The sequence below is a fragment of the Aeromonas sp. QDB03 genome, from assembly GCF_027707985.1.
Classification (GTDB): Bacteria; Pseudomonadota; Gammaproteobacteria; order Enterobacterales; family Aeromonadaceae; genus Aeromonas; species Aeromonas hydrophila.
Genome location: NZ_JAPCJG010000004.1, coordinates 88135 through 107862, shown reverse-complemented (window position 1 = coordinate 107862; position 19728 = coordinate 88135). Strand labels below are relative to the sequence as shown.

The 19728-nt window shown below is 52.3% G+C and carries 14 protein-coding genes and 1 pseudogene; 10 read left to right on the top strand and 5 right to left on the bottom strand.

Features of this window, described 5'->3' with window-relative positions; all coding sequences use genetic code 11:
* Positions 1–91: 91 nt before the first annotated feature.
* The 6 genes from PG900_RS11940 (at position 92) to PG900_RS11915 (ending at position 7548) form a co-directional block, all read left to right on the top strand.
* Positions 92–352 (top strand): helix-turn-helix transcriptional regulator, encoded by a 261-nt coding sequence (locus PG900_RS11940; protein ID WP_333563443.1) that lies wholly within the window; start codon positions 92–94, stop codon positions 350–352.
* Positions 353–789: 437 nt separating this feature from the next.
* Positions 790–1605, top strand: coding sequence for a hypothetical protein (locus tag PG900_RS11935; RefSeq protein ID WP_270831509.1), 816 nt, complete (start codon positions 790–792; stop codon positions 1603–1605).
* A 572-nt stretch (positions 1606–2177) separates the two neighbouring features.
* A complete protein-coding gene (locus PG900_RS11930) occupies positions 2178–2786 on the top strand; it encodes a hypothetical protein (protein ID WP_270831508.1) in 609 nt (202 codons plus the stop codon).
* Between the two features lie 238 nt (positions 2787–3024).
* Positions 3025–4458 (top strand): ABC-three component system protein, encoded by a 1434-nt coding sequence (locus PG900_RS11925; protein WP_270831507.1) that lies wholly within the window; start codon positions 3025–3027, stop codon positions 4456–4458.
* Positions 4458–5174, top strand: a complete 717-nt coding sequence (locus tag PG900_RS11920) for an ABC-three component system middle component 1 (protein WP_270831506.1) — start codon at positions 4458–4460, stop codon at positions 5172–5174. Before PG900_RS11925 ends, PG900_RS11920 begins: the two co-directional genes overlap by 1 nt.
* Positions 5167–7548, top strand: coding sequence for an AAA family ATPase (locus PG900_RS11915; protein WP_270831505.1), 2382 nt, complete (start codon positions 5167–5169; stop codon positions 7546–7548). The genes PG900_RS11920 and PG900_RS11915 overlap by 8 nt, the downstream gene beginning before the upstream one ends.
* 611 nt (positions 7549–8159) lie before the next feature.
* Here the strand turns inward: PG900_RS11915 and PG900_RS23070 are convergent.
* Together PG900_RS23070 and PG900_RS23065 are read right to left on the bottom strand one after the other, a co-directional pair.
* Positions 8160–8552 carry a methyl-accepting chemotaxis protein gene (locus PG900_RS23070; protein WP_370511043.1) on the bottom strand — a complete coding sequence of 131 codons (393 nt, stop codon included), beginning with the start codon at positions 8550–8552 and terminating at the stop codon, positions 8160–8162.
* 132 nt (positions 8553–8684) lie between these two features.
* A pseudogene (locus tag PG900_RS23065) lies at positions 8685–9371 on the bottom strand (PAS domain-containing protein); the annotation flags it as partial.
* A gap of 631 nt (positions 9372–10002) precedes the next feature.
* Between PG900_RS23065 and PG900_RS11905 the strand changes: the two are divergent.
* Positions 10003–12084, top strand: a complete 2082-nt coding sequence (locus PG900_RS11905) for a methyl-accepting chemotaxis protein (protein WP_270802490.1) — start codon at positions 10003–10005, stop codon at positions 12082–12084.
* A 176-nt stretch (positions 12085–12260) separates the two neighbouring features.
* Here the strand turns inward: PG900_RS11905 and PG900_RS11900 are convergent, their stop codons facing one another.
* The 3 genes from PG900_RS11900 to PG900_RS11890 are packed head-to-tail and all read right to left on the bottom strand — an operon-like array spanning position 12261 to position 17406.
* Complete coding sequence (locus PG900_RS11900) at positions 12261–14252, bottom strand: MtrB/PioB family decaheme-associated outer membrane protein (RefSeq protein WP_270831504.1); 1992 nt, start codon at positions 14250–14252, stop codon at positions 12261–12263.
* Between the two features lie 11 nt (positions 14253–14263).
* Positions 14264–15235: a DmsE family decaheme c-type cytochrome gene (locus PG900_RS11895; RefSeq protein WP_270802494.1), complete on the bottom strand. Its 972-nt coding sequence runs from the start codon at positions 15233–15235 to the stop codon at positions 14264–14266.
* A gap of 56 nt (positions 15236–15291) precedes the next feature.
* Positions 15292–17406 (bottom strand): OmcA/MtrC family decaheme c-type cytochrome, encoded by a 2115-nt coding sequence (locus PG900_RS11890; RefSeq protein WP_041216768.1) that lies wholly within the window; start codon positions 17404–17406, stop codon positions 15292–15294.
* Positions 17407–17653: 247 nt separating this feature from the next.
* On the opposite strand from PG900_RS11890, the gene pdsA reads away from it, so the two are divergent.
* From pdsA to netC, 3 genes are all read left to right on the top strand, one after another.
* Entirely contained in the window at positions 17654–18265 is a 612-nt protein-coding gene (gene pdsA, locus PG900_RS11885; protein ID WP_021469996.1) for a periplasmic diheme shuttle PdsA, read from the top strand.
* Between the two features lie 149 nt (positions 18266–18414).
* Positions 18415–19044 carry an Nrf-like electron transfer protein NetB gene (gene netB, locus PG900_RS11880; protein WP_106552874.1) on the top strand — a complete coding sequence of 210 codons (630 nt, stop codon included), beginning with the start codon at positions 18415–18417 and terminating at the stop codon, positions 19042–19044.
* Positions 19041–19709, top strand: a complete 669-nt coding sequence (gene netC, locus PG900_RS11875) for an Nrf-like electron transfer protein NetC (protein ID WP_270831503.1) — start codon at positions 19041–19043, stop codon at positions 19707–19709. Before netB ends, netC begins: the two co-directional genes overlap by 4 nt.
* The last annotated feature ends 19 nt before the right edge of the window (positions 19710–19728 follow it).

Below are 19728 nucleotides of genomic sequence, written 5' to 3'. Positions count from 1 at the left end.
TGTAAGGTAAGCCTTACCTATCATTATTTTTCACTTCCCTCATGCTCTAATGACTTCCGACACGTTAAAGCATAAAGGGAGTACCTAGGCCATGTCAGTATATGAAGTTCAAAAACACAACCAGCACATGTTACCCATGGAAGGTTATATCCGAGCTAAAGCATTAGCTCCTCTACTAGGGATCGCCGTTGTCACCTTGTGGCGTTGGTCTGCCACTGGAAAGATTCCCAAGCCTGTGAAGTTAGGTGAGCGAGTGACCGCATGGCGGGCAGAAGAGGTTCGTGGGTGGATGAACGACCGTAACAACATAACGGGAAGCATACACGCTACAGCGTCAGACCAGTGTGCGTAGTTTATGTGGTATCAATGATCTTATTTTACACGCCAAGTTTGTACTACATTATAAATTGGAAGCCATCAAGACTATGTGAACAACTGGATAAAAATAACAAGCAGTGTTTAGAATATCTCTGGAAATTTAGATGGATATCTCAAGGTTAATAATAGGCCACGCCGCTATTGATGCAGCTGTCTGTGCAGTGTACTACTCTTGCATATCAAAAATAGCTGGCAGTATTGACCGTTTTATATTGTTTGTTTTTCCGGAGATATTGAATAAATTAATCGGAGTGTCAGAAATACAAACATTATTACACTTATAAGACAGGTGCTAATAAATCACTGTATGTTAATTTACGATGGTATAAGTTACACGTAGTCATGATTGGCCGAAATTTTTGTTTAGCGAGCAGCTTAGCGTATGGATATAATAAATTTCAGGTGTTAATAATGGAAAGATTTCTTAGTGCTAAGACAAATGAACTTGTTGCAGTCGAGTCTATGCTATCAAAATTTGAAACATCGAAAGAAAGTAGGAAAGAAAAGGAGTTACGAATAGGAAAGCTTTCTAGAACGAGTGGCTATAAAGGGAAGCTGCTTGCAGAAAAACTATCAGATTGTCTAGATGAAGAGCCTTGTTTTAGTTTTGCATGTCCTGAGTGTATAAGGAGATTTCGGATAAGAAAGATAAGTCAACTAGTACTTTTTAGTGAAGACTACACAGCGTGGAAAGTTGCAACGTTCATCTATTATGACGAAATGGTTCGTGAGTTGGGTCATCTAGATATCGTTCGCTTGAAAAACAAGCTTCGTAAACAACTAGAACGCGCGGGCGTAACGGATGTTGTAATAGGTTTTTTTGAGGTGGATTTTCATTCAGAATATCAACGCTGGATGCCCCATTTTCATCTTCTAGTTAGATGCAAAAATTCTGATTCTAGTGAATGGAAAAAATTGAGGAATACATTTGAGAATCAGCAAATGCCAAGCAGCGTTCACATTCGAAAATGTAGGCCTGTTTTGTTTCAGAAGTTCAAAGAACCATTAAGGCAAACGGCTTATATTTGTAAGGTTATGTGGCAGCATGTGGTTGCGTATTATGATGCCATAGACCAGCGGAAAACAAAGAAAGTTAGATTATCAAACCGCAACTTTGTTGATGCATTACTGAAGCTGGACTCATTGAGAGCATCGGACTTAGAGTTCATGTATAGGGTACGGCAGCATGGTACAACATTGAAAGAGCCTGTCCGTGGTAAAAAATGATGCTTCGCTATTCCATGCTATTAGATTATCCATGCTCCACAATGGAACTGTCTATTGGCTATATTAGGTGACTAACACTACCCATCTGGTTGCATTGTAAGCTTGTAGCCTGATGAGGTAGTTATCTTTCCCCCAGGCATCGTTTTAACAAGGCGCAGATGGTCTCTGCTTATGGGTAGTGCTGTGACTATGTACACTTGCTCATTTCTAGCGATGACGGCATTACCTTACCAATGCAGCCAGCCGTTTGCCCTCACATCGCTATGATGAGACTAGTTGTGACAGTCACAAGTTTAATTATTCTTTATGAACAGGGGGTTGTGAACGTCACTATTCTATCGTCGATACAGTGGTAGTGATAATGCATGGAAATTAACATTTGTGATGGTCACAATTCTCAGTCTTACATATGTAAGTGACACAAGTTTATGAATGTTGCTCGGTACACAGAAATTGAAAGTTACTTTGTGAGCATGATGCAATTTCTGAAACCATTTTATCTAATTTTTAGTTTTCATATCTTACATCGAGTTTGATTTTTGTTATGAGGCCAATTCATGATGAGTAAATGTGTGAGAAAAAGCAAAATGAAGGAGTCGTCAAATAAACGCTCGATAAAGCAAGCGCTGAGAACTAAGCAAACGACTGAGCTTGTTGACTCTGACTCTACACGCCAAGCAACGGAAAGAAAGAGAGTTTCAAAAAACAGAGTGGTGGAATCAGGGTTTAAACCAGTGACATTGAATTTAGATTCTACAGTTATAGCGTTGCTACATGATATCTATGATGGTGCAGATTTAAGTTATATAGAAAAATATGGTCAGAAGTTTTTTAAGTCTGCTGAACTGTCAGCAATGATATCGTATTTGATCACCTCTTTTTGCGATAACGTCGCTGCTAACAACGCATTGGGTTATAGTATTTATTTGCACAAGATTTTGGCTATTGTCAAATTCAGAAAAGAAGTCCAGCTTGAGAATGTAGAGCAAATATGTGACTTTTTGAATTCTAACAAATTTAAAAGATACACATCGGCTGTAGGTCTTAAGAATGGTTATGACTCAAAATGGGAACCCAAACATTTAAAAATGTACCTTGAAGCTAAATCTGTGGATGAAATGTACAAATTAATAGATGAGCGCCAAAAAAGAAAAAAATTTACTCGTGAGGGAAAATTCTAACTTTTATGTACAGTTCCTCATATCATCTAGTTGTGAGCCGTACACTGAGCCTTCATTAGAACCTATATAATGTGATGAATATCACAGTGGATGTTCAGAAAACTAGTTGTACCTCAATAATGATGGCATTCTGTTATGATATTTGACCTTGTGTCTAGAGTTAGCAAGGAAACCATAATCTCTGTTATTGTTTTTTGCTCGGCACATTTCGCAACAGTTGCAGTACTGGAGTTATTTAATGGCTTTCGATGCATCCCCTTCCTGGAGTGGTTTCAACTACCAAGGCAAGGTTGCACTTTACCACGTATTAAGGCTCATAAACGAACAGCCTGTAAATACAGATTTCTCTAACTATAGCTTGATGCTTGAAGATACGGAAGATTTCGAAATCCGTAAAAATGGTATTCCCATATCATTTCATCAAGTTAAGGCGTATAACTCCAGCTCTTATGGTAAATACTCTGATGCTCTGTTGGAGATCACTTTAGAGTTGTACAAACAGCCAAGCGTAAATGGGAAGATCCATACTTGGAAAAATATAAATTTAAAACCAAACTTTCAAGACATAATAGCCTCAATAAAGGATGATATAAATAATATCCTTACTCAGTATCAAAATAATAATCCCAAGGATGGAAGTTCTTGTATCGAAAAGGCTGCTTCCAAACAGAAGAAGATACCTAAGATAGCAAAAATACTGCGAGCTGCATTTCATGGTTTTACTGCGGGACAGCTGCACTCACTGTTGGACTCTATTCATAACGGACAGAATAATGCCCTCACGAGGCTCGATACTTATCAATATGATGACGGAAATAGATTTTGTGACTTAGAGAATATAAATTCAAAGATAAAGCATAACATATCCATGGCATTAAATGCCCGCGCTGGTATCGTCACGCAGGAACGACTTGAAAAAGCTTTTTATTGTTTTTTAGGAATAATAGATAAGCATGTCATTCAGCGACACAAGACAAAGCAACTAGGTGTTAAGATACCAATAACTTTTGATGAAATAATTCAATCAATTATTGTAGATCATGAAGACATCGGTAAAGAATACTTGGCCTTTAAATTTAAAGAAAAGTTTGCATCTTTGATAGATGACTACATGAGTGATCAGTATGATTATACTGATCCAGGTGAGGGGGAATACTGCAATCTAAAAGAAGCAAGAAGGATTTTACTCGGTTTGAGTGCGACTGACCTCTGGGCATATTATCAAAGCTTTTCCCCGCAACTCTATCTCGACCATACCAATAACACAGAAAATGCAATTTCAATAAATCCAGAAGGTATTCGTTACGTATTGATAAAAATTTTACACACAATAAATTTTGAGCGAGCCGCACACCATGCGATGAGGCATAAAATTACCTATCGAGCCCCTACGCCGCCGTACCAGAATTATCTGCCAACTACCATAACTGGGGTTATGCGGGCTAAACAAATAGAAAGGGAGATTCTTAATAACCCAAGTATGAGTGAGATATTGTTTGAAGTTGAAAATATTATATACAATGGTCTGGAATCGCACTCTTTTTCACCAACATCAATTCTCCATACAGAAGCTCCGATGGAAGTGGATGCTGATCCTCGCCCTAAACGAGACGAAGTGTTGAAACTAATAACCCTCGTTCCTATAACGATAGCAAAGGAAGTGTTGGAATAATGATTGATATAATCAACAATATTTTATCCAATAATGGTTATCAGCAAGTTGATATAGATGTATCATTCGACAATTTAATTTTTTATCTTTTTAGTCCTTTGGATGTAAATAATAGAGAGGAATATTTTGTTACTGTTCAGCTGGAAAACCAATCCGAAGCTGCAGCACAAGAGATACAACTAGAAAAAGCGCAAGAATTATTCGATGCAATTAGTAACTCAGGAAAAGTAAACAGCTACTTCGAGAAAAATAGCACTTTAATCTTCTGCCAAGAGGAGGAGGTTATAAGCCAAAAAACAATCCTTTTTATTGAAGAAGATCAGTATAACTTCAAGAAAAATGTTATCGTCTACACCAATGATGAGCTTGTAGATCTGAAGGCTCATCTTTCCGAAAACGGAATAGAAAAAATAACCAACCCAGTTATTAACTCCATAATAAACTCAGATGGTGGGCAGAGCTTTATTAAGTTCAAGTATGGGGTTGATAACATAAAAAATCATTATTCTCTTTTGTTAAAGGCCGTTCTTAAACTCCCATTTATTACCTACAATCCCCAAGAGCAAAAACTATCCAATTTAGACGAGCAAATCGAGGGGGCACTTGCCCCTGAGCAGTTGGCTCTTTTCAAACGACTGATAGAGTCCAATATTGAATGGACAGATGAGAATACCCATCATCAAATATCGAAGATCTGGGGGAGTCACAATGACTAAACTTAATAAAATTACTCTCAAAAACTTTAAGGTATTTGGTGGTGAGCCGTATACCATTAGTTTTGAGGACAGTAATCTCGTCCTACTTGATGGACCAAATGGATATGGAAAGACATCTGTTTTCGATGCTATCGAGCTAGGTCTGACAGGAAACATTACTCGTCTTATATCTCTTGAAAACCGTCAAAATCCAGCAGATGTGGTTGTTGCACATAAGGGGGCTGAGAGTGTTGAGATTATTCTTGAGTTTAAAAGCCGTGACTCTAACTTGAAGATTTTTCAACGAAAACTAAAAGATAATATCCCAAATATTTCTAGACGGATTTCAAGATTCACAGAGCTATGGGAACTCAATGAGATTGTTGATGGAATAGCTGTACCAGTACAAAATAATGTACTGGATCAATATTTTGACAGTCAGGACTTCCCGCGCGACTTCCTGCTGCTCCATTATGTGCAGCAAGAAGAAACATCTCGATTTCTGAAGTCGAACAATGAGACACAGCGAGCTGAAGAACTTGCACAATTATTTGGTGACACACGGGATGCCGATAATAAGCTTAACAAACTGATAGATATTTCACGCCAATTGGTGGCATCCAAAAAATCTGTTGTGTCTCAGATAGAATCCATAAAGAACCTATACAGAATTGATGAGAGTACCAGCATCGCAACTGGCACCATAGAACCGCATTTTTATGCTTTACCATGGCTAGCTGAAGTCAATAAATCACCTTTTTGGGACACAGATACGATTGAAGAATTGAGTCAAGAGATACTTAACAGCTCCTTAGTAGAGATAAGTAATGTAAAAAAACTTCTTGTTCACCAACATTTTTTTATTAGAAATCTCCAATTTGAAAAAGCTATTCTTCAGCGAGAGGTGCTTAGACTCTATATCGGTTACTATAACTCGATAAATGATTATGACTTGCATGTTACAAGGCATGGTACTTATCAGCTAATAAAGCTAGTTCATGCGACACTTAAAAGTGGCGATGTGAAGAAAATTCACGATATTGGGGATTTTGAGACGATCTTCCAAGCCTTGGCCTTAGAAGACTGTTCTGCCTTTGAAGTTGCACTCCAAGAGCTTACTGGAGTGGAGAACAAAGCACGTGGTTTGAGCTCCATTTATTCCGAACTCCTCAAACAACACGACGCTATGTCTAACGAACTCGTAAGTCTTCCAGACGAGACTGCATGTTTACTTTGCGGGCGAGACTATGAGAAGCATGATGTTCTGGTTCACGCGATTGCTGAGCACGGCCATCTAATTCGATCAGAACTTTCGGGTCAGGATCAGCTATTGGTGGCTACGAGGGATGTGTTCAATACAACTCACCTCTTACCCTTACGTCAAGCCTGTGAAGCTTATCTTGAAAAAACGACGGCCAGTACACAGGAAGATTTACTCGTCCTGTCTAAAGCATCGGCTGCAAAAGAACGTTTTGAAAGATTGCGTAAATGGCTACACTCGGTTCACATTGATCACGAAGATTTACTCGCGGTGACGTTCCCAGTGCAGGGTGGAGATAACTATATAAATGAAGCGACCGATTACCTATGTGAACGGATACGCTCAGCATGTGGTGAGGCACCTGAGGAATATTATGAAGCCAATGGCGACAACGTGTTTGAGCGAATTTATAGGGATTATTTCAACGGAACGCAGAACAAGTTAAGTTTAGTGAGTATTGCACAGCTAGACAAGAAAGAGAGCTACATCAAGAGCATTTATTTCAGCTCGCTTAAGGAGGTCTCAGAAGAGCTTGAACAGCTGACGGAGCAACTTCAATATTTAGAGCGTGCTGCGACTGATGTAAGTGAGCTTATAAAAATAGTTAGGGCTCAGATCCGACAATACAGGAAAATGCTAATCACCAATATCGAAATTCCTTTCTACATCTATTCTGGCAAGATCCTTCAGACCCACCAAACTGGGCTTGGTCATGGCATTTTCATCAAAGACCCAACGGGTGAGGATGAGCTGAAGAATGTACGCCTAGTTTCCAATTGGGAAAGCGATCATGACATTTTAAATACAATGAGTTCTGGGCAGATATCTGCTGTTGTCATCGCTTTGACTCTAGCGTTGCATCGAGTGTATTCCACCAAGTTATCTAGCATTCTTATTGATGATCCTGTTCAAAGTATGGACGATATCAATATGGCTTCGCTGGTCGAGGTTTTACGTAATGACTTCAGTGATAAGCAAATCATCCTGTCCACACATGAGGATAAAGTAGCTAAGTACTTCACCTACAAATACTTGAAGCACCTAGAAAATGTCAAAATAATAAATTTGATGCAAAGAAAAGAGTATATTCCAAGTAATAAATATCTCTACAGATCAGAAATCGCTAGTTCCTAATCAGAATTACCACCAGCTCTCTAGTTACCTTGTAGCTAGAAAGCTGGAGTAACGCTAGGTGTCCCATCGCACAGGGCCATACGCTGTGCTCTTAAAATGATCGAGTTTCAATTGCAGCAATTTTTAGCCAAGAGTTAGGCCTCTACGTAGGCGAAATTTACTGATTTTGCAGTGAACAAGTGTAGCCTTCTGAAAAGCCGAGGTTTGAGGGGGGGGGGAGGAGAATCTGTATAGGTGAGATTGTCGCTTTTGGTGTCTTAACGTATTGTGTTATTGCGACTAAGTAGGGGGTATTTATGGGGGTATATTTCAATTTTTTTATTTTTAAGTATATAAAAATCAATTACTTATGCGGATGATTCGATAGAGGCCTCGGCACCATTAAAATCAAAGACTTACTAAGGCCGCTAGCAATAGCGGCCTTTTTGTTTTTCATCCATATCCACATTTTGTCCACGCAGATTTATTCCGGTAGCTCCTCGAGTTTCACCTCTAGCTGGAGGCGGTTGGTGTAGCCCTGGTTGGTGAGGTCGTGCACCACCTGGGTGAGTAGCCAGTCTGCCTTGTCTACCAGAGGGGTTGAGCTCCTAAGGTGACCCTTGTTGCTTTTTCTAGAGTTCCGAGATGATGGTCGACACTTCTTCGGCGCCATTTCTTATCTCTTGCATCACTTTCGCGACATCATCGATCTGTCTTTGTCCATGGATGGCGCCATCAGCTGCGGACTGGATCTGTTCGCTGACCTGATGGGTGAGCTGCTGGTTCTGGCTGACCACGCTTGCTATCTCGTTGGTGGATTGAGAGGTTCTTGCCGCTAGTTGACGAACTTCATCAGCCACGACGGCAAAGCCTCTGCCTTGTTCACCGGCTCGTGCGGCTTCGATAGCGGCGTTGAGTGCCAGCAGGTTGGTCTGATCTGCAATGCTGCTGATGGTTGAAACGATGGCGGTGATATTTTGAGATTGGGCATGCAGCTTGCTCATCAGCGTACTGGCATTTTCCATCTGGGTGACGATGTTGTCCGAGGTGGAGACGACGGTGGTCAGCATGTCCTCACCCTTGATGGCGGAAGCTTTGGTGGTGACGGAGGTTTCGTTGGCCACTTTGGCCACATTTTGCACGGCCTGATCTTTTTTGATTTGCGAGGTGATGTTGGAGGCAAACTTGATGACCTTGATCACCTTGCCATGGCTGCCCCGCACTGCGTTGTAGGTCGCTTCCAGCCAGATTTCATGACCTTGCTTGTCAAAGCGCTGAAAGCGCCCCGATTTGAAGGTTCCCTGAGCCAGTTCCTGCCAGAAATCGGGGTGTTCCCGATAAAACGACTCATCACAGAACATGCGATGCTGACGACCTTTTATTTCATCGAGCCGATAGCCCATGGTGTCGAGAAAATTGCGGTTGGCGTTGATGATGACGCCGCTTGGCTCAAACTCGATGACCGCAAGGGAGCGATCCAGCGCTTCGAATATCGCTTTCTGCGTCATGAGCAAGTCATGTTGCAAGGTTACATCGGAGGCGATTTTAACGACTTTGTTGACCTTGCCATCCTGGCTGACCGGGAAGTAGGTTGCTTCCAGCCAGATTTCCTGGCCGTGCTTGCCGACCCTTTGAAACGTGCCGTGCTGGTTGTGGCCATTGGCCAGATTTCTCCAGAATTCCCGGTAGGAGGGGGAGTCTGAGTCCTCTTTTCGACAGAAGATGGCATGGTGCTGCCCCACGATCTCCTTGAGGCTGTAGCCGACGGTGCTCAGAAACAGCGGGCTGGCATCGAGGATATGGCCCTCGGGAGTGAATTCTATCATGGGGAGATGGGCATGCATGGCGTGGTTCAGCGCCTCGCTCTGCAAGGCTCTTGCTCTCTCTGCAACCAGCTCTTGTTTCAGTTTCGTGTTAAACATAAGCACTCCCCAACCAGGTCGAAATTGTGCAATGAGCCTATTTAACTTTATCCACTCTTTTTGTGTGGTTTAGACTCTGCTTATGAGTGTAATGCATGCCGACTACTTAACTCAGATTCCCTCCATACAAAAACCAGGCCTAATACGCCATGACGTGCTGGCTGATGGTGTTGACCCCTGAGCTGGGTACCTGCCAATAGTGTGTTGATCATCAATATGGCCGGGCGTTGGCGGCGGCTCACCCCAGGCCGGAAAGCCGCATCCATGAGCCGGGCATGGTAAAGGGAGTTGGGTCGATCAGGGCAAGGCGTAATGGTCCGAGGGGGTGGCTCGGGCAGAAAATACCGCTTTTATTGCAGTTTGCATCGCGTTTTGCTCGCCTTGGGCGGGCTTTGTGGCAAGTTGCCCGCATTGGGGGCGGAAGAGGGGGCAAGTCAGGCCATTTTTTCTGGCTTGGGTTTTGCTTGAGTCGACAAAACGGATCGGCTCTTTGCAGCTGAATGCCTTGCTGCGATGGCCCAATGACGCTCTGCTACCAGGATGAGGTGATGCCATGGCTACTGCACAAGGACTCTTGCAGGACACCGCCTTCGACCATACCGAGGCACATGCGGTGTCGCATGCGCCCCGAGGAAGGCATTCGGTCAAACGGATGATGATCCTGGGGGGGATCCTGGTGGCGGTACCGCTGATCGTGGCATCCATCGTCTCCTTGTGGAGCAGCCAGGCCCAGCTGCGCGCACAGGAGAAGGTCGAGCGCTTCAATCAGGCTCACCTCATCTTCAAGGAGACGCGCTATGACCTGGTGCAGATCCAGCAGTTCATCACAGATGCGGCGGTGACCGGCAACACGGAAGAGGGCCTTGCCGAGGCCGCCACGTTCCGCGATACCGCCTTGCAGAATCTCGATACCCTGATGCGCAGCCTGCCGGACTTGAGCGACGAACTGCTGCCGATGCAGGAGACGGTCAAGGGGCTGTATGAGAAAGGGGCGGCTATGGTGGATACCTACAGTCGCCAGGGTCAGGCGGCGGGCAACCTGATGATGAGCAGCCAGGGTGGCTTTGATCACATGGTGATAAGCATCAACGAGCGGCTTGAGCGCATCAATCATCAGCTGGACAGCCGGATCACCCGTGCCGTCGCCAGCCGCGACGAGGCCAAGGAGCTGGCCCTGCTGATGGGGCTGGTCGCCGGGCTGGTCTCCCTGCTGTTCGTGGTGCTGGCCTATTTCATCCAGTACCGTCACCTGATGCGCACCCTGGGCGGCGAGCCGGATTATGCCGCGCGGGTGGCCGCCGAGATTGCGGCGGGCAACCTCACCGTTACCATCCAGACCCATTCGGCAGACAATCACAGCGTGCTCGGGGCCATGCGGCTGATGGCGGCGCAGCTCAGTCGCCACATGCGCCAGATAGACCTGCGGACCCGGCAGCTGGCCCAGTCCTCTTATCAGATCTCCGATATCTCGAGAACCATCACCGACGCTTCCCAGCTGGAGCAGCACCACTCGACGGAAGTGACCCGCGCCAGCAATGATCTCTCCTGCGCGGCCGAGGCGGTCTCCGGCCTGGCAAGCCAGGTGGGGCAGCAGGCCGAGCTTGCCTATCAGAGCGCCCATCGCAGCACCCGGGTGATGAGTGAAAACATCGAAGAGATGCGCCACGCCGTGACCGAGGCGCAGCAGGCGGAACAGAAGACCCGACAGCTGAGCGAGGCGAGCCAGCGTATTCAGGTGATAACCCAGTCCATCACCGCCATCACCGAACAGACCAACCTGCTGGCTCTCAACGCCGCCATCGAGGCGGCCCGGGCCGGGGAGTATGGCCGCGGCTTTGCGGTGGTGGCCGACGAGGTGCGCAAGCTGGCCAACAATGCCGGTCAGGCCACCAAGGAGATCAACGAGATCGTCACGACCCTGAGCCGGCTCATCGGCGAGAACGAGTCCTCGGTGAAGAGCGTCATCGCTCGCACTCACCTGACCATGGACAAGGCACACGAGGCGAGCCAGTCCATCAACGGCCTGATGACGGAGATTGAGCGCAGCGTCGGTGCGGCGGATCAGATCCGCGGCACCAGCGACGAGCAGATGGGCAAGCTCTCCTCGCTCAATGCCCACCTGCACGACCTGCTGCATGCGCTCGCGGAGAACACCGAGAAGGTGCAGACCACCGGGATCATCAGCCGCACCCTCTATCAGGAGTCGAGCCAGCTGCGCGACATCATGGAGCAGTTCCGCTTCGAGGCCGAGAGCGGGGCAGATCGCAGTGAGCACGAGCTGCGCCGGGCGCCGCGCATGTACCAGCACATGATGGTGAAGGTGCTGGCCGGGGGCGGGTTCCACGAGTCGATCACCGAGGATTTCAGCGTCACCGGCCTAAGGCTGCGCACGGTACAGCCCCTGGCTCTGGACAAACGCGCCGAGGTGGAGCTCAAGATCTACACCCCCAAGCCCTCCATCGATCTGTATCGCAGCCAGACGCCGCTGGCGATCAAGGCCAGGGTGATGTGGTCCCGTCAGGCGGAAGAGGGCGAGGTATACGGGCTGGAGTTCATCGAAGTGGCACCGCAGGCGCGCAGCCAGCTGGAGGCCTGCTTCAAGCATTATGCGCTGGAACCGACCTATACCGGCTGATGCCGTGCCGAGCCTGACAGGTGGATGGCCGCCATGCGCCAGCCTGCTTGGCCGACAGAGTGAAGAGGCAATCAAGAGAACCAAGACGAGATGATGAAAGAGGGGAGTCTGGGCTCCCCTCTTTATTGGGCTGGCAACACAGAGTGTCTGCCCTTATCCGGCACGCAATCGTGCCTTTAGAACTTGTAGAGCCAGGAGACGGCAGTGAAGTAGCCGTTGTAGTCCTGGTTCAGGTTGCCGAGGTTGCGCTCTTCGCCGGTGTAGAGGTAATCCACGTCCTGGAAGTATTCGTAGCGCACATCCCAGCGCAGCGAATGCTGCTTGGTCAGCTGATAGAGGGCGTAGCCTTCCAGCCGGTGCTGCTTGCTGGTGAGATCCGGGTAGTCATAGCCCTTGCTGGCGTCGGTCTTGCCACGGCCATAGGCGAAGCTGTAATCGAGCCCGAGCTCGAGATCCCGGTCAAACGCCTTCTTCTGGGTGAGCCCGAGCCCGAGGGTGGTGATCTCGTCGCGCACCGCCGTGCTGTAGGGATCCCAGTCTGGCGCGCCTGTGTAGGCGTGGTTCTGGCTGGAGGTGATCCACTGCAGGTTGCTGAACAGGTGGCCGCTCAGGTTGTCGTCGAACTGCTGGTTGAGGGTCAGGTCGATACCATAATCCTTGCCCTCGCTGCGCCCTATGTCCGGCTCCTTGTAATCATCCTTGGCCCACCACCCTTCGAGGCGGGCATCCATCCCCTCGCTGAACTGATAGCCAAGGTCTCCCCTGAGTTCGACCCTGTCCCTGTCCGCCAGATAGAACTGGCGCAGGGTCGGGCTGCCGTTGCCACCGGCGCTGTCGTGGCGCCAGTCCGAGCCGTCGCGGGTGCTCCAGGCGAGCTTGCCGCCCAGTTGCAGCGCCCCGGCCGGGCGGTAGCGCCCCTTGAGGAACAGGGTGTGTTCGTCGGTATCCTGCCGGTCGGCCTGCTCGCGCTGATCGGCCTTGTACTGATAGCCGGTGGTGAGCTTGACCGAGCGGCTGAGCCGGTAGTCGGCCGCGAGATCCGCCTTGCTGCGGGTGCGATCGCTCTTGCCGCGCGGCTTGCCGACCACAGCGTATTCATCGGACTTGTCCTTGCGGTCCCGATACTCGCCGCCGGCGCGCAGGGTGAGATCCCGGCCAAAGCGACCCACCCACTTGGCGTCGGCCTGCAGGGTGCTGACCTCGCCGTGGAAGTCATCCTGGGTGATGGGGGCGTTGCGAAACGCGGTCAGGCTGCCGTTGGAGGTGGCCTGGCTGGTGATCACGCGACCGGTCAGGCTCTGCCGGTCCCAGTTGTACTGGCCGGATAGGCTCAGCTGGTGGAAGTTGTTGTCCGGCTCGTAGGCGCGCTCGTTGGCGTAAGGGTCGGCGACGCTGCCATAGTAGAGCGCCGTGTCATCGGTACGGTAGAGGGAGCCGTTGTAGGCGAGATCGACCAGCCAGCCTTCTCCCAGGTAACTGACGCCGCTCTTGACTAGGGTGGTCGAGCTGCCGTCGACGGGCTTGGGCAAAAGGCCTGGCCCGCTGCCGATGCCGGGCACGCTCGACTGGTAGTAGGCGAGGGTGGCCTCTTTTTTCTCATGAGAAAAATCGGCGTAGGGGCGCCACGGGCTCTTCGGAGTATAGGCGAGCCCGGCGGTTAGCTTCTTGCGCACCACCTCCTTGTCGAACTCGGCCAGCGACCCCAGGGTCAGCGGGCTCTCGCCCGGCTGATAGACGCTGCGGCCGTGGCTGTTCCAGTAGAAGGGGGATTCCGAGTAGCCCAGCCGGGCACGCATACCGTCGTAGTGGCCCTGTTCGGTCGCCAGGCTGAAGCGCTCCATGCCGAGGTTTTTCACCGCCAGGCTGCCGTAGCGGGAGCCTTCTCCCCGGTATTGCAGGTCGGCGTTGAAGATGCCGAGCATGCCGCTGTCCTGCTGGCTGGGAACCCAGTTGCGAAAGCGGGTGGCGCCATCGTCGTTGGCATAGCCGGCACCCAGCCCTACCTCGCCAAACCAGCCCTCATCGCGCTCGCAAGACTTGCAGCTCCAGCGTTCGGTCTTGGCCGGTTTGCTCTGCTGCAGGGCGTAATCCCCGACTGCCAGCGGCTCCTCGGCCGCCTGGGCCGAGCAGACCGCCAGCAGGGAGAGCCAAAGTGTTGAGTATTTCATGACTTCTCTCCTCAGCGCCGCAGTGATTGACCGTTGGGATGGTTGGTCCCGTGGATCTGGTTATGACAGTTCAGGCAACTGCCGCCACGCACCTTGAGATCCCCCTCGGGGATGGAGACGTTGGCATGGGACACGCTGTGGCACTCCTGGCACAGCTGGGGCACCCGCTTGTTGAGCAGCGCCTGGTTGATGGAGCCGTGCGGGCTGTGGCAGAGGGAGCAATCCTCGGTCACCGGCTCGTGTTCCCACAGGAAGGGGCCCCGTTTCTCGGCGTGGCACTCGTAGCAGCTCTCGTTGAGGCTGGGCTGCTTGAGGCTGGCCTCGTTCTGCGACTGGTGCGGGTTGTGGCAACTGGAGCAGGGCAGCTCGCCATTGAGAATGGGGTGGCTGGTGCGCTTGTGCAGATCGGCCTTTTGCTGGGCGTGGCAGCTGGTACAGGTTTCCACCTGCAGCTTGCTGTCCATCACCGGATCCTTGGCCTGGTGCAGACTGTGGCAGCTGGTGCAGGAGACATCCTCCACCGCGTGAGCACTGGCATGCCATCCCATCCGCTGGGTATCGGTGTGGCAGGAGAGGCAGACGCTGTTCTGCTTCTCCACCGGGACCGGCGAGTCGGGGCCGAAGGTGATCATGGGTTCCCGCTTCTGCCCCTTGCGGGGATTGCGCGGGTGGTTGCCGGCGGGGCCGTGACAGGCTTCACACTGCTTGTCGGCCATCGGCCCGTTCTGGTTGCCGAGGTTGCCATGCACATTGTGGAAGATGCCGGTGGCGGGCTTGCGCGAGTCGGCATCGTGGCACTTGAGGCAGGTATCGGCCCCCTTGGGGGAGTATTTGCCCTGGTCGAATTTCTGGTCGAGGGTGGCCTCGACCTGCAGGCGCGGATCGGCATCGGCCGCCGGCTGGGCATCGCTCTTGGCCCAGACCGGCAGGCAACCGAGTGCCAGCAAACCCGCCAGGAGCCACTGCGGGGTGATTCTTTTCATATCGTGTCCTTCAACGGCAAAGGGCCGGGGGGAGGCATCCCCCCGGCCTGGTGGTCTCAACGGAAGTCATACACCTTGTGAACCTTGTCGACGCCCTGCTCCTGCCCGACGGCATGGCAGGACGCGCACTGTTCAACTCCGGTGGCGGCCTCTATCGTCTCTGCACCAAAGATGGCGCCGTTGTTCTTCATGTGGGTGGCCCACTCATCCCCGGCGACCGGGCTGTCCGGCTTGACCAGCCCCAGCGGCGACTTGAGGTGGCAACTGGCGCAAACCACCAGGGTCGGACTGAAGAACTTGGGCTGCTTGTTGTCCGCCGTGGTTGCCACCAGCGAGGGTCGTTCGTTCTGCTGGTTGGGCAGGTTGTACTGACCCTTGGTGTGGCAGGACTCGCAGTTGTTCAGCTTGCCCGGGAAGGTGGCATCACCGCTGCGATGGGAGCCGAAGGCGTGGAAGGAGTGCACGTGGTACTTCAGATCCCCCGGCACACCCGCATAGAAGGAGGTGCGGGTGGCGTTGTGACAGCTGGTGCACTGGGCGAAGTCCTTGGAGGCGTGGGCCGAGCCCGCGTTGCCCTCGGTATGGACTGCCAAGTCCTTGTGACAGCCGTTGCAGGAGGCCAGATCCGCGCCTGCCTTGAGCACATAGCTGCCGTCGACCCCGCCTTCGACCCGGAAGTAGGCCTTGACCGGGTTGATGGCCACGTAGGAGAGGGCGCTGGCGGTGCTGCTGCAGGGGAGCAGATCCCCGGCGGCGAAGGCACCGTTGCGATCCGCCTTGCGGGCCACGCATACCTGCAGTTCGGCAACCGTGGCCGCCAGGGTGCCGGTCACCTCGTTACCCACCTCTTTGCGGCACAGGAAGCTGCCGCCGCCCTGGCTTTCGCACTTGGTGAAGTCAATCTTGTTGCCGGCGACGAAGGTCTGCGGGTTGGTGTAGCCCAGCTCGAAGCCGCTGCCCTGATCCCAGTTGACCAGCACGTAGGGAGCCTTGGCCAGATCGCCGTACTTGATGTACTTGAGCACCCCGTCCATGGTCTCGACCGGTGTGCCGTTGGCGGTCACGGTCAGCTCGACCTCGATGTTGGGCGCGGCGTAGCGCACGTCGTCAAACTTGAACACCAGCTTGTCGCGACCGGCAGCCTCGTTGGCGAGGTAGCCCATGTGCACGCTGCTGGGGGACTTGGTGTTGCCGGGGGTCTCGGCGTGGCACTGGGTACAGAGGGTACCGCTGGTGATCTTGCCGTTGATGTGGCTGACGTAGCCGGTCGCCGTGGTGGAGTCCGCGTGGCAGGCGCCGCAGGGCTTCTCCTGGGCGTGCTGCCAGTTGTTGGCATCCGGGGTGGTCGGGGTGACGCCCTTGTGGCAGGTGTCGCAGTTGCGCGGATCCTGCGGGAAGTGGCTCACCAGCTTGGTGGCGGTCGCATCCAGGTTGCCGTGCAGCTTGTGCACCAGGGTGGTCAGATCGCCCCGTCCGCTGCCGGGCACGCTCTCGTTGTGGCAGGTGACGCAGAGCTTGGGATCGGCCCGGTTGCTGTGGTGAATTGGCTGCTTCATGTGGCAGCTGTCGCAGCTCTGCTGCTCCAGGATGTCGCGGGTCAGCAGCGGCGGCGTGCCGGCCGGTACCCAGTCCAGCACGTAGTCGGTGACCGGAATGCCGTTGCTGCCGCCAAAGTAGATGCCGAGGCGGTGGGTCGCTGCCTCATCCCAGCGGATCAAGCCGTTGTTGTCCTGCGAATCGCTCGGATAAGGGTCGCGCACCGTGGTGGCATTGAAGGAGAAGGTGTAGCGGTACTGGCCATTGCCAAGGGCTTCCAGTTTGCCGCCGTTCTCGCCGGTGGGCCGGTTGTTCTTGGTGCTGTAGATGAAGCTCTTCCAGATGACAGGGTCTTCCCGTTTGGCGTCGCGGCCGGGGATCACCTTGGCCAGGGTGAAGGAGGGAAGGGTGGTTCCCAGCTCATAACCCTTGCCTTGCTTGTCGGTTACCTTGAATTGCACCGAGAGCTGACCGCTCTCGCCAAGTTGTGGGGTGGAGGCCGAGATCACCAGCGAATCTGGGGTTCCCGGAGGAGGGGGAGGTGGATCCGTCTTGTCGTTGCCATCACCGCCGCCCCCACAGGAGGAGAGGGTGAACACCATTGCTGCAGCCACCAATACTTTCCAGTATTTCATTGTTTTATCCTTTTTTATCGGACTTATTGTTCCATATATGAGCCAGCTCAAAAAATTCCCAAAAAGATACCACTTAAGGGTCAAAAGAGGACTAAATACGGTATAAATCATTTCCATCTTAATTGTAAGGTTTATATATTAGACGGCGTTGATATAAGTCTCAAAAACGGATCGAAAATCAACCTTGAGTATAAAAATGTCTGTTTTTACTGGGGTTTATAGACCTTTTCTGGAAGAGGGATAAGAAATGAAACGCAGTGTGAAGCTGGAAATACTGGGACTGTCGTTGCTTTTGGGCTCTATTGGCACCGCACATGCCAGCCTGGACTCATTGGTGGATACATGTAACTCATGTCATGGAAATCAGGGGATCAGCACCCAGAACGATATTCCGACTATTGCAGGGCTGGCAGAATCAAATCTTGCCGAGCAGATGCGCACCTACCTGGACGGCCGGCCGGCCAAGACCGTTAATCATGTCACCGGTGATACCAGCAAGAAGGGGAACATGACCGACATTGTTAAGGGCCTTAGCGACGAGCAGATCGACGAGTTGGCGGCGCACTATGCCGAGCTGCCCTACAAGCCGATGAAGCAGCCGTTCGATGCGGCGCTGGCCAAGGCGGGGCAAAAACTGCACGACGACTCCGGCTGCAAGAAGTGCCACTCCGAAGGCGGCTCGGTGGCCGAAGACGAGGCTTCCATCCTCGCCGGCCAGCCCAAGGGCTACCTGCTGACCTCCCTGCAGGAGTTCAAGGCCGGCAAGCGCAGCAACGACGAGAAGATGAACAAGGCCATCATCGCCATGAGCGATGCCGACCTCAAGGCGCTGGCCGAGTACTACGCAAGCCAGCAGTAACGTCGCTGCCCCTCCCGTTGACGCAGCCACCCCGCTTCTGGCGGGGTGTGGTCTCGTGTTCATGACCGTCAAAGGAGCTGTCACCAGCTCCTTTTTGTTGCCAGGCGGGCAGACGGCACCCGGCGGGTGCCACCGTTTCGGAGTTTCCTATGAAAAAGATCATCAAGTGGCTGCTGCTCGCCTCCCTCGCTCTGGGAGCGGGTCAGCTGGCTCTGGCCAGCGCGCAGGCAGCGGATGCCACGCCAGCTGCGCCGAGTGTCACATCCAGTGCCGATCAGGCAGCGCAACCCACCCTGGCTGAACGGCAGGCCAAGGCGGAAAAGAAGAAAGCCGCCGCCAAGAAGGCCGCGGCCCGCTTCGCCAAGTGCGAGAAGTGCCACGACGGGGAGGAGGGGATGCACGGCAAGCATGGCCAGGTCACCAATCCCAACACGGGGGAGCAGGTCACCTGCACCAACTGCCACGGCAATGCGTCGGCCGATCACCGTAAACAACGCGGTGGCATGGTCGATGTGATGCGCTTTGGCAATGACGCCTTCCCGCTGAGCCAGCAAAACGGCGTCTGCATGAGCTGCCATGAACCGGACGATTTGCGCAAGGCCCTGTGGGCCCACGACGTGCACGCCACCCGGATCAGCTGCACCAGCTGTCACCAACTGCACCCGGCCAAGGAGCCCATGGTAGGGATCCCCGAGAAGTCGCGCATCAAGCTGTGCGTCGACTGCCACCGCAAGCAGCACGAGGCCGGCCTGGGCGGCGCTGTCAAGGAGGGTTCATGAGCACGACCCGCCGCGACTTCATGGTGGGCATGAGCGCCGGCGCCCTGATCCTGCTGACGGGCGCACCGCGCGCCCTGGCCAACAGCATGACCATCAAGGGCGTGCGCTACGGCATGATCCACGACGAGACGGCCTGCATCGGCTGCACCGCCTGCATGGACGCCTGCCGCGAGGTGAACCAGGTGCCGGCAGGGGTGGCCCGCCTGCAGATCCTGCGCAGCGGCCCGGTGGGGGAGTATCCGGCGCAGGAGTACCGCTTCTTTCGCAAATCCTGCCAGCACTGCGACAACGCCCCCTGCGTGCACGTCTGCCCGACCGGCGCCTCCCACACCCGGGCGGAGGATGGCATCGTCGACATCAACCCCGACCTCTGCGTCGGTTGTCGCTATTGCCTGGCCGCCTGCCCCTATCAGGTGCGCTTCATCAACCCGGTCACCCGCGTTGCCGACAAGTGCGACTTCTGCCGCAAGACCAATCTGGCGGTGGGCAAGCAGCCGGCCTGTGTCGAAGCCTGCCCGACCAAGGCGCTGGTGTTCGGCAATCTGGACGATCCCGACAGCCCCATCGCCAAACGGCTGGTGCAGGAGACCACCTATCGCTACAAGCAGTTCCTCGGTACTTCGCCCAAGATGTACCGGGTGCCCAAAGGGGAGGTGAAGTCATGACCCCATCTCATCTGTATGA

What these genes read in the sequence shown, in the direction of transcription:
- netC (WP_270831503.1), top strand. Translation starts at nt 19,041, where the DNA reads ATGAGCACGACCCGCCGCGACTTCATGGTGGGCATGAGCGCCGGCGCC.
- PG900_RS11900 (WP_270831504.1), bottom strand. Translation starts at nt 14,252, where the DNA reads ATGAAATACTCAACACTTTGGCTCTCCCTGCTGGCGGTCTGCTCGGCC.
- netB (WP_106552874.1), top strand. Translation starts at nt 18,415, where the DNA reads ATGAAAAAGATCATCAAGTGGCTGCTGCTCGCCTCCCTCGCTCTGGGA.
- PG900_RS11905 (WP_270802490.1), top strand. Translation starts at nt 10,003, where the DNA reads ATGGCTACTGCACAAGGACTCTTGCAGGACACCGCCTTCGACCATACC.
- PG900_RS11925 (WP_270831507.1), top strand. Translation starts at nt 3,025, where the DNA reads ATGGCTTTCGATGCATCCCCTTCCTGGAGTGGTTTCAACTACCAAGGC.
- PG900_RS11940 (WP_333563443.1), top strand. Translation starts at nt 92, where the DNA reads ATGTCAGTATATGAAGTTCAAAAACACAACCAGCACATGTTACCCATG.
- pdsA (WP_021469996.1), top strand. Translation starts at nt 17,654, where the DNA reads ATGAAACGCAGTGTGAAGCTGGAAATACTGGGACTGTCGTTGCTTTTG.
- PG900_RS11895 (WP_270802494.1), bottom strand. Translation starts at nt 15,235, where the DNA reads ATGAAAAGAATCACCCCGCAGTGGCTCCTGGCGGGTTTGCTGGCACTC.
- PG900_RS23070 (WP_370511043.1), bottom strand. Translation starts at nt 8,552, where the DNA reads ATGGAAAATGCCAGTACGCTGATGAGCAAGCTGCATGCCCAATCTCAA.
- PG900_RS11915 (WP_270831505.1), top strand. Translation starts at nt 5,167, where the DNA reads ATGACTAAACTTAATAAAATTACTCTCAAAAACTTTAAGGTATTTGGT.
- PG900_RS11890 (WP_041216768.1), bottom strand. Translation starts at nt 17,406, where the DNA reads ATGAAATACTGGAAAGTATTGGTGGCTGCAGCAATGGTGTTCACCCTC.
- PG900_RS11935 (WP_270831509.1), top strand. Translation starts at nt 790, where the DNA reads ATGGAAAGATTTCTTAGTGCTAAGACAAATGAACTTGTTGCAGTCGAG.
- PG900_RS11920 (WP_270831506.1), top strand. Translation starts at nt 4,458, where the DNA reads ATGATTGATATAATCAACAATATTTTATCCAATAATGGTTATCAGCAA.